The sequence below is a fragment of the Thauera mechernichensis genome (assembly GCF_029588855.1).
GTDB classification, from domain to species: domain Bacteria; phylum Pseudomonadota; class Gammaproteobacteria; order Burkholderiales; family Rhodocyclaceae; genus Thauera; species Thauera mechernichensis.
The window spans coordinates 572,896-585,317 of the sequence record NZ_JARQZE010000001.1 but is presented as its reverse complement, the minus strand read 5'-3'; the positions used below and the strand labels follow the sequence as shown (position 1 = coordinate 585,317).

General features: G+C 66.8%; 9 protein-coding genes and 2 riboswitches. Of the genes, 6 read left to right on the top strand and 3 right to left on the bottom strand.

Features of this window, described 5'->3' with window-relative positions:
• Positions 1-149 precede the first annotated feature (149 nt).
• A riboswitch (cobalamin riboswitch) is annotated at positions 150-357 on the bottom strand.
• A gap of 203 nt (positions 358-560) precedes the next feature.
• The 6 genes from P7F68_RS02750 (at position 561) to P7F68_RS02725 (ending at position 7,177) form a co-directional block, all read left to right on the top strand.
• Positions 561-1,829, top strand: coding sequence for a TonB-dependent receptor (locus P7F68_RS02750; protein WP_277830485.1), 1,269 nt, complete (start codon positions 561-563; stop codon positions 1,827-1,829).
• A 17-nt stretch (positions 1,830-1,846) separates the two neighbouring features.
• Positions 1,847-2,740 carry a metal ABC transporter substrate-binding protein gene (locus P7F68_RS02745; RefSeq protein WP_002936402.1) on the top strand — a complete coding sequence of 298 codons (894 nt, stop codon included), beginning with the start codon at positions 1,847-1,849 and terminating at the stop codon, positions 2,738-2,740.
• Positions 2,737-3,318: an ABC transporter ATP-binding protein gene (locus P7F68_RS02740; protein ID WP_277830482.1), complete on the top strand. Its 582-nt coding sequence runs from the start codon at positions 2,737-2,739 to the stop codon at positions 3,316-3,318. Before P7F68_RS02745 ends, P7F68_RS02740 begins: the two co-directional genes overlap by 4 nt.
• The gene (locus P7F68_RS02735) at positions 3,311-4,102 is read left to right on the top strand and encodes an ABC transporter permease family protein (RefSeq protein ID WP_277830480.1); all 792 of its coding nucleotides are present in this window, start codon (positions 3,311-3,313) and stop codon (positions 4,100-4,102) included. Before P7F68_RS02740 ends, P7F68_RS02735 begins: the two co-directional genes overlap by 8 nt.
• A gap of 191 nt (positions 4,103-4,293) precedes the next feature.
• Complete coding sequence (locus tag P7F68_RS02730) at positions 4,294-4,968, top strand: histidine phosphatase family protein (protein ID WP_277830478.1); 675 nt, start codon at positions 4,294-4,296, stop codon at positions 4,966-4,968.
• A 73-nt stretch (positions 4,969-5,041) separates the two neighbouring features.
• Entirely contained in the window at positions 5,042-7,177 is a 2,136-nt protein-coding gene (locus tag P7F68_RS02725) for a putative bifunctional diguanylate cyclase/phosphodiesterase (RefSeq protein ID WP_277830476.1), read from the top strand.
• Positions 7,178-7,300: 123 nt separating this feature from the next.
• Here P7F68_RS02725 and P7F68_RS02720 read toward each other — a convergent pair whose 3' ends face one another.
• From P7F68_RS02720 to P7F68_RS02710, 3 genes are all read right to left on the bottom strand, one after another.
• The gene (locus P7F68_RS02720) at positions 7,301-8,437 is read right to left on the bottom strand and encodes a ribonucleotide-diphosphate reductase subunit beta (RefSeq protein WP_002936415.1); all 1,137 of its coding nucleotides are present in this window, start codon (positions 8,435-8,437) and stop codon (positions 7,301-7,303) included.
• Positions 8,438-8,549: 112 nt separating this feature from the next.
• Positions 8,550-11,351, bottom strand: coding sequence for a ribonucleoside-diphosphate reductase subunit alpha (locus tag P7F68_RS02715; protein WP_277830470.1), 2,802 nt, complete (start codon positions 11,349-11,351; stop codon positions 8,550-8,552).
• 112 nt (positions 11,352-11,463) lie between these two features.
• Positions 11,464-12,027 carry a GNAT family N-acetyltransferase gene (locus tag P7F68_RS02710; RefSeq protein ID WP_277830468.1) on the bottom strand — a complete coding sequence of 188 codons (564 nt, stop codon included), beginning with the start codon at positions 12,025-12,027 and terminating at the stop codon, positions 11,464-11,466.
• Between the two features lie 157 nt (positions 12,028-12,184).
• Positions 12,185-12,386, bottom strand: a riboswitch (cobalamin riboswitch).
• Positions 12,387-12,422 lie beyond the last annotated feature (36 nt).

The following is a 12,422-nucleotide window of genomic DNA, read 5'->3' as shown; positions in this document are numbered from 1 at the left end:
TCCGGTGCGGGCAGGGCGGATCTCCGACGGACAGGCGTGCGGCGCCATGCGCACGGACGCGCCGTGCGCTGCACTCGAGCCGTCAGGAAAACGAGCAAGTGAAATGGTGTGAGCCATGCCTCTTGTCAGGGACACCCCGCCCCAAACTGTTGAAGGTGATGTGCATGGCAGGTCTCCTGGCTCACGGGTCATCGCCTTGCGCCAGCCTTCCCGGAAAGATTCCAGTGGCAGAGAGGGCGCAGGACTCGCCGATTACAGTTGCGGGGGCAGCTCCGGGTTGAGCGCGCGGGGCGCGGCACCGGATTCCCTTTTCATGTCTGCTGGTTAGGGCAGACAACCATGAACGGCGCGCAGGTTAGCGTGCCGGTCGACGGGCTGTCAAACCTGCGCGCTCGTGCAGCCTGCAGGGTGTTGCCATGCTTGTGCATCCCGATGGTGTCGCCCGGGTGGCACGCCATTGATGCTATCAGTTTATTGCAACAGACTTGCAAAAACGAAGGCGGGCCCCTACCATCGCGGCCTCATCGGCTCACGGCCCTGACTTCCATCCGAGGTTGAACATGCACAACATCCTTCGTCCTGCTGCGCTGGCACCCCTTGCCCTGGCGCTTTTCGCCGCCGCACCCTTGCCTGTGCAGGCACAGTCCTCGCTCAAGCTCGGCGAGGTTGAGCTCGACGCATCGCTCACGCTCGACGGGATCTTCGCCCGCCGTTACTCCGGCAAGGAGGGTGCGCCGGCAGGGTTCGGCCATGCCCACGGCGACGAGGACCATGGCCACCACCACGGCCATTCGCACGCACTCGAGAACGGCTTCAACGCCGGACATTCCGAGATCGGTCTGCGTGCGCGCACCGACCTGTTCGACGGCGTGCTCACCATCGGCTTCGACGACGAGGATGTGAAGGTCGAGGAGGCCTATCTCGTCACCCGCGCACTGCCGGCCGGCCTGCGCGTCAAGGCAGGCAAGTTCCTGTCCGACATCGGCTACGTCAACAGCCGCCATCCGCACGACTGGTCCTTCGTCGAGCGTCCTTTGGTCAACCAGTACCTGTTCGGTGACCACGGGCTGCTCGAGCGCGGTGTACAGCTCAGCTACACGCTGCCCACGCGCAGCTTCGCGATGCTCGGGGTCGAAGTGCTGCAGGGCAACGGTGAAGGCCTGGACCGCTACGACGACGGCGCCCTGTCCGCGCGCAAGAGCGGCCCGCGGCTGCTGACCGCATTCGCCAAGTTCGGTCCAGATCTTGGCGACCGCCATGCGCTGCAGGCGGGGGTGTCTGGCGGTACGTCACGCCAGAACGTGCGCGTCGATGCCCACGGCGACCACACCCACTACATCGACGGCGATGCCTGGTTCGCCGGCGCCGACCTGATGTACCGCTACGACGCCGGCCGCTCGCATGGCGAAGGCAACTGGCGTATCGGCGGCGAGTACTACTACGTCGAGCGCGATGTCGGTGCCGGCGGCGGCAACCGTGCGCGCTGGCTGAACTACACCGAGAAGCAGGACGGCGCCTACATCGAGGCTGTGTATGGCTTTGCGCCGCGCTGGGAGGCGGGCGTGCGCGCCGAAGCGCTTGGCCTGAACAACAAGGTCGTCAAGTTCCATCCGCGCGCACTCGGCGAAGAGGACAGCTCCTACCGTTACAGCGCACAAGTCACCTGGCGCGCGCGCGAAACGGTTTTCGTGCGTGCTCAGCTCACCCGCGAGGACTTCGCCGGTCAGCGTGCCCACGGCAGCGAGGCGGCGGTGGCGCAGGACGGCAGCTGGATGTTCATGCTCCAGCTCAACGCGTTGTTCGGTAGCCATCCGGCGCACCGCTTCTGAGCTGGCGAGGCGTCCTGATGAAAGCCTTCCTCGCTGCCGTGGCCGTGGCCTTCGGTATCGCGCTGGCGCCTTCGGCCGCGCTGGCTGAGGCGCCACGCCTGCTCGTGGTCGCCACCACGCCGTCGATGGGCGTCATCGCGCGCACGGTCGGCGGCGATCGTGTCGATGTGCAGGTGCTGGTCGCGCCCGACCGCGATGCGCACACGCTCAATGCGCGTCCGAGCATGATCGCGCACTTGCGGCGGGCCGACCTCGTGCTGGCGGTCGGCGCCCAGCTCGAGGAGGGCTGGTTGCCGGCAGCGCTCGACGCAGCGGCCAACCCCCGCTTGCGCAAGGGGCAGCCCGGGTATTTCGCTGCCGCCGAGCCGCTTCACCTGCGCCCGACCCGCTTCGACCCGGCGCTGGGCGGCCATGTGCATGGCGAGGGCAACCCGCACCTGAACCTGTCGCCGCCGCGCATGATCACTGTTGCTCATGCCTTCGCCGACCGCCTCGCGGCGCTGGCGCCCGAGTCTGCGCCCGCTTTCGAGGCCGCTGCGGCCGCTTTCGAGGATGCGTTGCGCAGCCGCCTGCCCGCGCTGCGGGCGCGGTTCGGTGCGCCGTTGCGCCTGGTCGCGCATCACGAGGAGTTCGACTATTTCGCCGAATGGCTGCCGGTCGAGCTGGTCGGCTTCGTCGAGGAGAAGCCCGGTGTGCCGCCCGGACCCGCGCATCTGGCGCGTTTGATCGAGCAGCAACGCGGCCAGGCCGGCACGATCGTGCTCGCCAACTACCAGCCGCAGGCGCCGGCACGACGGGTTGCCGATGAACTCGGTTGGCCGCTGCATGCGCTTGCACTCGAGCCTGCGACGGCCGACGCCGAGAGCTACTTCGCTCTCATCGAGCACTGGGTGGACAGCCTCGCGCAATGAGTGCGGCGGCGCTGCTCCAGGCGCGCGGCCTGCAGGCGGGGCTCGCTGCGCCCCTGTTCGCGCCGCTCGACCTCGCGCTGCAGGCGGGTTCCGTCACCCTCGTGAGCGGGGACAACGGGGTTGGCAAGAGCAGCCTGATGCGCACCTTGGCCGGGGAGCAGGCGCCCTTCGCCGGCACGGTGCAGCGAGCGCACGCCCTGCGCGTCTGCCATTTCAGCCAGCACGCTGCGCAGCTGCCGGCAGGGCCGTTCAGCGTTGCCGACCTGCTTGCCCTGGCGGGCATGCCCGGACTCGCGCACGCGTGGGTGCCGGACGACCGTGGCCAGCGTGTTGACCGGCTCAGCGGCGGCCAGCGCCAGCGTCTGCTGCTCGCAATGGCACTCGCCACGCCCTGTGACCTGCTGCTCCTCGATGAGCCGACCCAGTATCTCGATGCAGCGAGCCGCCATGTCTTCGTGGCTTGGCTGACGACCGCCTCGGCGCGTGCCGGCGGCCCTGCGATCGTGGTCGTCACGCACGACGCCGAGACCGTCGAGTCCGCACATCACGTCCGCCTCCAGGCCATCATCGATGCTTGAACAGCTACTGCTCTTTGCGCCCGGCTTCGTGCTCGGCCTGTTCATGTCTGCCGTGCTCGCGGCGCTCGGCGTAATCCTGCGCCTGCGCGACGAGGCGCTGTCGGCGTTCAGCCACGCCCAGGTCGCAGTGCTCGGCGCAATGCTCGCCGCCATCGCCGGCTGGCCGCTACTCATCGGTGCCTGGGGGCTGGCGATGCTGGTGGCCGTTGTGGGGCTGTGGCTCATCAAGCCAGTCGCGGCCGTGGCGAGTTCGCGTCATCTCCTCGTCCTGCTGCTGGCATGGAGTGCTTGTCTGCTGCTCGCTGACAACCACGCCCAGGCACGGCTGTTGTCGGCCTCCGCGGTCGAGGGGCAGTTGCTGCTCGTGCAATGGCGGGACGTCGTCGCCCATGGTGTCGTCGGTGCGCTTGGTGCCGCCGTGCTCGGCGGCGTGTCCAAGGCCTTGCTGGCTCATCAGCTGCTGCCCTGGCTGCCCGGCGCTCCCGGACGTGCGCATGCGCTCGCGCGCGAGCTCGCCGTGGTAGCGATCCTCGCCACCGGCGCCCTGGCCAGCGGCATCTTCGTCACCTTGGCGCTCGTGCTCATCCCGGCCTGGTCGGGGTGGGCAAGTGCCAGAGGTTTGCGCGCCGCAGTGCTGCAGGCCGCCATATTCGGCGCGAGCGCTCATGTGCTGGCCTTCGGCCTCGCGCTCGTGCTCGACCAGGTCTATCCGGCGGTGATGATCGTGGTGCTTGCACTCATGGCGGCCGCCGCGTCGCTGCGCCGAAAAGCCCTCGGCCGCTAGTCTGGATCCGCCTGCGTGAGGCGGTGTGCGACCTCGCACCGTGATGCAGCCCAAAAACCATGAGCTGCTTGTGACTATTTTTTGCCTGCAACCCATCTTGAGGCGGCATAATCGGCAGGCCTGCGGGCAAACGAGTGGCTCTGCGCCGGATGCGGCCTGCAGCCGATCCATGACCCAATATGCATGCCGACATGTCGTTCGTCCGTTCCTACTTTGTGCTTGTATTCGGGTGCCTGGCGGCGCTCGGTTTGCCGGCCGTCGCCGCCGACGCGCCTCCTGCACGCTCGTCCTTCGAGGTCGTACCGGCGTCTCCCGCCCATATCGAGGCCCTGCGCGGCGGTGGGTTCGTGATCTACATGCGCCATGGCGCGACCGATGCCCGCTTCCCCGACCGCATTCCGGTGCAGATAGACGATTGCGCCAGCCAGCGACCGCTCTCCGACGCCGGGCGTGCCGCTCTGGACCGTATCGGCACCAACTTCGCGCGGCTCGGAGTGCCGTACTCGAAGGTGATCAGCAGCCCGTTCTGCCGCGCCAGGGAGAGTGCCCGTCGGGTTTTCCAGGCAGCCGTCGAGGTAGACCCGCGTCTGATGTATACCGCGACCATGTCCGAGGCGGAGAAGGCGCCTGCCGTCGCGCGGACGCGGGAGTGGCTGTCTACGCCGGTCGATGTGAGCGGCGACAACCGTGTCGTGGTCGCACATGGACCCAATATCGCCGAGATCATGGATTACCTGCCGCGCGAGGCGACCATGGTGATCTTCAGGCCACTGGGCGCTGCCGACGGAGGTGCTTTCGAGTACGTGGCAAGCATCGAGCCTGGGCACTGGGTGGGCCTGCTGCAGGCGCTTGGGCTGGAGCCGTGACGATGAGGTGGCATGGCGGTGTCCGCATTGGTCGATCGTCCGTGGGCATGCCCTGCTTGCACCGGAGGCGGTCATGAAAGCCGGCCGCAGCGTGCTGCTACTGCTGCTTTTGCCCCTTGGAATCGTCGTGCTGGTGGCGCTGATGGTGAACTACGGCGCGCTCTCCAGTGTGCGCGAGCAGTTTGACTTGTCCTCGGCGGCCCAGGACGAAGATCTGGTCGTGATCGAGGAGGCTGCGAGCTTCTCGCGCGACATGGGCCTTATCCAGCGCCAGATGGCGGTTGCGCTCGATGGCGCGAAGTCCGGGCAACTCGACGAGCTGCAGCTCTACCGCATGCACACCCGGATCGTCGAAGAGCTGGCGGCGCTGGGTGAGCGTGTTCGGCGCCTGGCCGAGTCCGAGCTGGTCATCGACGCCAACCACAACAGCGCGCGGCAGCTCATCCACTCGTTCGGCGAGTACAGGCGATTCATCGTCATGACCACGGACGTGATTGCCGTCGATCCACGGGTGGCCGCAGACTTTCTCGACCAGGCGCAGGTCGAGCACCGCGAGTTCTCGATCTTCTCGAGCAGGATCGTGTCCCTGCTCGCCGAGCGGGCGCGCGACCGCAATGCCGCCCAGGTAGCACGCTTCGACGACGCTTTCCGCGGTGTTCTGTTGACCGGCTTGATCATCCTGATCGGCCTGTTCGTGACCGCGAGCCTGCTTGGTCGCCGTGCCGGCTCGCACATGGTGGATATCGCCGATGCCTTGAGCACACTTGCACGCAGTGCCGAAGCAAAGATCCCGCTGCCACGCATCGAGGCAATGTACGAGGGCGGGCGAGGCGAATTCGCCCGCATCGCGGGTACCTTGCTCAATTTTCGCAATGCCATCGAACGCCAGCGCAGTGCCGAGGCGCAGGCCTTTCAGCTCGCCTTCTACGACCCGCTGACGCGTCTGCCCAATCGGCGGCTGTTGAGCGAACGCATGCGCAGCGTGTTGCGTGCTTGCGAGCAGCACCTTGGCCACGCGGGCGTCATCGTTCTCGACCTGGACGACTTCAAGCGCGTCAACGACGCCTACGGACATGGTGTCGGTGACAGGTTGCTGGTCGAAGTGGCCGCCCGTCTCGAGTCGGTCGTTGGCGAAGGGAATACCCTCGCGCATCTGGGGGGGGATGAGTTCGCCATTCTGCTGGGGCCGATCGGTGCGGACGCTGGCAGCGCGGTGGGCGAGGTCGAAGCCTGCGCAGAGCGGGTCCTGGCGGCGTTCGCGGGGGCATTCCAGATCGATGGCGAGTCCTTGTATGCGACCGCCAGTCTGGGTGCGAGCCTTTTCGGCACGCCACTCGCCAATCTGGATGACCCCCTCAGGCATGCCGAGAACGCCATGTACCAGGCCAAGAGCGAAGGCCGGGGCAACCTGCGCTTCTTCGATCCGGTCATCCAGGCGCGACTCGAGGAGCGCATCGCGCTCGAGTCCGAGCTTCGGCTCGCGATCGAGCGTGACCAGCTTGAGCTGTTCTACCAGGTACAGGTTGACGAGAACGACCGGCTGCAGGGCGTCGAGGCCTTGCTGCGGTGGCGCCATCCGGTGCGCGGCCTGGTGCCGCCCGCGGCCTTCATCGGCCTCGCGGAGGAGTCCGGGCTGATCCTTCCGATCGGCCATTGGGTGCTCGAGACCGCCTGCGCGCAACTGCTTGCCTGGGCTGGCGATGCGCGGACGGCGCAGCTGAGCATCGCGGTCAACGTGAGCGCCCGGCAGTTCCGCCAGGATGACTTCGTGCAGCAGGTCGGCGGCGTCCTCGAGCGTACTGGTGCCCCGCCGCGCAGGCTCAAGCTGGAGCTGACCGAAAGCACCGTGCTCGAGGATATCGAGTCGACCATCGTCAAGATGAAGGCGCTGCGTGCGTTCGGTGTGCGCTTCTCGATGGATGACTTCGGCACCGGCTACTCCTCGCTGCAGTATCTCAAGCGCCTCCCGCTCGATCAGTTGAAGATCGACCAGGCCTTTGTACGCGACATCATCGATGACGCCGACGATGCCGTCATCGTGCAGGCGATCATCGCAATGAGCCACGCGCTCGGGCTCGAGGTGATCGCCGAAGGCGTGGAGACGCGCGAACAGCAGCAACTGCTTGGCCAGCAAGGCTGCAGGTTCTTCCAGGGCTATCTGTTCGGCAAGCCGGTCCCGCTCGACGAACTGGCACAGCGGCTGCGTTGACGCGCGCCACCTTGTCTCCATCGGGGTATTACGGTCTCGGCAAGATCAGCGTCAGCATCGGCAGCAAGGCTGCCGGGTCGAGCCTCGACTGAGCAAGGCTCACGCATGCCCGCTGCGCCAGGCTCAGTCCCAGGCGAGCGCGCCGCCGGTCTGATACTCAGTGACCCGTGTCTCGAAGAAGTTCTTCTCCTTGCGCAGGTTGGCCTGTTCGTCCAGCCAAGGTAGCGCGTTCTCCGCACCGGGGAAGGGCTCCTCCACGCCGACCTGGCGGGCGCGCCGGTTTGCGATGAAGCGGAACTGGCGGACATGCAGTTCTGCGTTGTAGCCCAGGATCGGGTCGCGCAGGATGAAGCTGGCGTAGGCGTGTTCGGCGGCCTCGGCCTCGTCCCAGAGCGTGCGCAACGCCTGGGGGTCGAGGGTGAGCGTTTCTTCCTTCAACAACTCGCGGACGACTCGGATACCGAAGGCGCAGTGCAGTACCTCGTCGCGCATGATGTACTGCAACTGTTCGGCGGCGCCCTTCATCAGCCCGCGCCGCTGCAAGGCGAAGACCGGCGTGAAGCCGTTGTAGAACCAGCAGCCCTCGAAGATCACCGCAAAGAAGAAGTAGGACAGCGCGAATTCGTGCAGGTTGGCGCGGTCCGTCAGATCGAAGTCGGCCCGCATCACGCGCTCCAGGCGCCTGTTTGCGAGCGCGATCTTGCCGTGGATCTCGGGCACGACGCGATAGCGGTTGTAGATCTCCTGCTGGTCGAGGCCAATGCTTTCGATGCAGTGCTGGTAGGTCCAGGTGTGCAGCGCTTCTTCATACACTTGGCGCGCCTGGTAGATCTGCAGTTCGGGCGCACTCATCTTCTCCATGACTGCCAGGCCGATGTTGCGCATGGCCAGGATGTCGGAGGTGGTGAGGTAGGCGAGCACGTTCTCGAAAACATGCCGCTCGGCCGCGCTGAGCTTGTGATGGTAGTCGTGCACGTCCTGCGCCATGGAGATTTCCAGCGGCGTCCAGTGGTTGCGGTTTGCCTTGAGGAAGAACTCCCAGGCCCAGGGATACTTGAACGGCGCCAGCTGGTTGATGTCGGCCTTGCCGTTGACGATGCGCTTGTCGGCGGCATTGACCGGTGCCAGGGCGAGGCCGGGTGGCGTACCGGCGGCGGCATCGCAGGGGCTTGGCACCGCCGAGGTGGTGCGCGCGGCGGTGTCCTGCGCGGTGCGGGGGGCGGGTGTATCCCAGTCGTCGAAATGATATGTGGTGTTCATGTATCGAGCCTTTGCGGGGCGATGGTGAGGTTTCAATGGGCGATGGCATTCCCGCGCTGGGGGGCGCCAGGGCATGACGATGCGGGCGTCCGTTCGGCCGGCAGCCGGCGACTCACTGGCAGGCCTCGCACTCCGGGTTGTCGATGCTGCAGAACCTCGGCTCCTGCTCGGCTGCGGGCTCGTCCCGACCTCCGGCCTTCTCGGCCTGGCTGGCACCGAGTGTGCGCAGGTAGTAGGTGGTTTTCAGGCCGCGTTTCCAGGCGAGCTTGTACAACTCGTCGAGCTTCCTGCCGGAGGGGTGTGCGAGGTACAGGTTGAGCGATTGCGCCTGGTCGATCCATTTCTGACGGCGGGCAGCGGCTTCGATAAGCCAGGCGGGGTCCATTTCGAAGGCGGTGGCGTAGCGCGCCTTGAGGGTGTCCGGAATGCGGTCGATGGGGGCGAGCGAGCCGTCGAAGTACTTGAGATCGGTCACCATGACCTCGTCCCACAAGCCGAGTGCCTTGAGGTCGCGCACCAGTGCCTTGTTCACCACGGTGAACTCGCCGGACAGGTTGGATTTGACGTAGAGGTTCTGATACGGGGGCTCGATGCTGGCCGAGACGCCGATGATGTTGGAGATGGTCGCGGTCGGCGCGATGGCGACGCAGTTCGAGTTGCGCATGCCGTAACGGGCGATCCGGTCGCGCAGGGGGCCCCAGTCGAGCGTGCCGCTGCGGTCTACTTCGAGCAGGGCACCGCCTTCGGCGGCGCTCGCGCTGTTGCGTCCGCGACCCTCGGCCAGCAGCGCGAGGCTGTCCTGCGGCAGGATGCCGCGATCCCACAGGCTACCGCGGAAGCTGGAGTACGGTCCGCGCGCCTCGGCCAGTTCCGTCGAGGCCCAGTAGGCGGCGTGGCAGACGGCTTCCATCGAGCGGTCGGCGAACTCGACCGCGGCGTCCGATGCGTAGGCCAGGCCCATCGTGTGCAGGGCGTCGGCGAAGCCCATGATGCCCAGGCCGACGGGGCGGTGGCGCAGGTTGGCAGCGCGCGCCTTGGGCGTGGCGTAGTAGTTGAGGTCGATGACGTTGTCGAGCAGGCGCATGGTGACGCGTATGGTGCGCTGCAGTTTGTCGTGGTCCAGCGTCCAGCGTCCGTCACCGTCGCGCACAAGATGGGCAGGCAGGTTAACTGAGCCCAGATTGCATACTGCGGTCTCGTCAGCCGAGGTGTTGAGCGTGATCTCGGTGCACAGGTTCGAGCCATGCACCACGCCCGCGTGCTGCTGCGGCGAGCGCAGGTTGCAGGCGTCCTTGAAGGTGATCCACGGATGGCCGGTCTCGAACAGCATGGTCAGCATCTTGCGCCACAGCTGGATGGCGGGCAGGCGCTTGAAGAGGCGGATCTCGCCGCGCTCGGCACTGGCCTCGTAGGCGCAGTAGGCCGCCTCGAAGTCCTGGCCGTAGCGCTCGTGCAGGTCGGGCACGTCGACAGGCGAGAACAGCGTCCATTCTGCGTTTTCCAGCACGCGCTTCATGAACAGGTCGGGAATCCAGTTCGCGGTGTTCATGTCGTGCGTGCGGCGGCGCTCGTCGCCGGTGTTCTTTCGCAGTTCGAGAAACTCCTCGATGTCGAGGTGCCAGGTCTCGAGGTAAGCGCACACCGCGCCCTTGCGCTTGCCGCCCTGGTTGACCGCCACTGCGGTGTCGTTGACCACCTTCAGAAAGGGAATCACGCCCTGGCTCTGGCCGTTGGTGCCCTTGATGCGGCTGCCGAGCGCACGCACGGCCGTCCAGTCGTTGCCCAGGCCACCTGCGAACTTCTGCAGCAGGGCGTTCTCCTTGATCGACTGGTAGATGTCTTCCAGGCTGTCGGCCACCGTCGTCAGGTAGCACGATGACAGTTGCGAATGCCGGGTGCCGCTGTTGAACAGCGTCGGCGTGCTGCTCATGAAATCGAAGCTCGACAGCAGCTCATAGAACGCAATGGCCTGCGCCTCGCGGTCGATCTCGTTGATCGCGAGACCCATCGCCACGCGCATGAAGAAGGTCTGCGGCAGTTCGATACGGCGCTCGCTGACGTGCAGGAAGTAGCGGTCGTACAGCGTCTGCAGGCCAAGGTAGTCGAACTGCAGGTCGCGCTCGGGGCGCAGCGCAGCTGCGAGGCGCGCAAGGTCGAAGTCGGCCAGGCGCGGGTCGAGCAGTTCGGCATCGATGCCGCGGCGAATGAGGGTCGGCAGGCAGGCGGCATAGCCGAGTTCGGGATCGGCCATGTCGGCCTGGGAGGCCTCATGCCCGAGCACCTCCACGCGGATGGTCGCCAGCAGAAGGCGGGCGGCGACGCGGCCGTAATCCGGCTCGCGTTCGGTCAGTGTGCGTGCCGCCAGCACCAGCGCCTGGCGCACGGCTGCGATCGGTACGCCGTCGTAGAGGTTGTGCAAGGCGTGCTCGAGCACGGTGTCGGCGGACACGCCGTCCAGCCCCGCGCAGGCTTCGCGGCAAGCGGCGAGCAGGGCGCCGCGGTCGAGTGGGCGGCGCGCTTCGCCGTCGACGACGTGCAGCACGGCGAGTGCACCGTGGGTTTGCGCGTGCGCGCCTTGCTCGGCGGCGCGCTCGGCGGCACGACGCTCGCGGTAGAGCACATAGGCGCGGGCGACGTCGTGCTCGCCCGAGCGCATCAGGGCCAGTTCGACCTGGTCCTGGATGTCTTCGATGTGCAGCATGCCGCCGTCGGGCAGGCGGCGTGTCAGCGCGCCCACGACCGTGTCGGTGAGGCGCGCAACGATGTCGCGTACGCGCGAGGAGGCGGCGCCCTGGCGGCCCTCGACGGCGAGGAAAGCCTTGGTCATGGCGACGGTGATCTTGTTGGGGTCGAAGGCGACGACGGTGCCGTTGCGGCGGATGACCTGGAAGGCGTTGAGCTGCACTGAGTCCATCAGTGCCACGGAGGGAAGTCGGTCCACAGTGGGGTCCTCTTGTGAGTAAGTGCGAATGGCAGCCGGTGGCTGAAAGGCGAGGCTTGCGGGTGAGTGGCCGGTACTTGCCGCCTCACGCTGCGGTGCGGCGTTGCGGCTGGGCCGCAACTGCGGCCAGAGGCCGGCCGTTGGCAGGCAGGTCCAGCGTCAGGGGCGCATCGAGGATGCCGCCGGGCCTGCGGAAGCCGGTGGCCGCAGCCATATGCAGAACGGCCGGGCTGATGCTGTGACAGATGATCCGAGATGCCGGCAGGGTGCGGGCCAGCGCAATCACATGGCCGAACAGCGCGCGCCCGAGGCCTCGCATGCGGTAGTCAGGGCTGACGCTGAGACCGAAGTCGAGGGCTCCGTCACGCACGCCGGCATGTGCGAGGGCGATGACGGCACCTTGTGCGGTGCACAGGCCATGGATATGGTCGCCGGCGAAGTCGAGTGTGCTGACATAGGCCGCGATACCCTCGTCGCGGATGCCGTGGCTGAAGCGCAGCATGCGGTCTTCCGCGTCGAGGCCGAGCAAGTGCGCGAGGATGCGTGGTGCGTCGGGCACGGCGAAGCGGTGCATCGGGCGCAAGGCCGTGGCCGGCAGGTCGGCGGCGAGTGGCTTCAGCTGCTGGGCGGAGCGGGCAGGAGCAGGCATGGCGGAGATCCGGTGCGGGCAGGGCGGATCTCCGACGGACAGGCGTGCGGCGCCATGCGCACGGACGCGCCGTGCGCTGCACTCGAGCCGTCAGGAAAACGAGCAAGTGAAATGGTGTGAGCCATGCCTCTTGTCAGGGACACCCCGCCCCAAACTGTTGAAGGTGATGTGCATGGCAGGTCTCCTGGCTCACGGGTCATCGCCTTGCGCCAGCCTTCCCGGAAAGATTCCAGTGGCAGAGAGGGCGCAGGACTCGCCGATTACAGTTGCGGGGGCAGCTCCGGGTTGAGCGCGCGGGGCGCGGCACCGGATTCCCTTTTAATCCCCCTTGCGGGGGAACCATAAGCGTCGAGGACTCTAATTGGATGCCCGGGGGGTGTCAAGTTGCCGGCCTG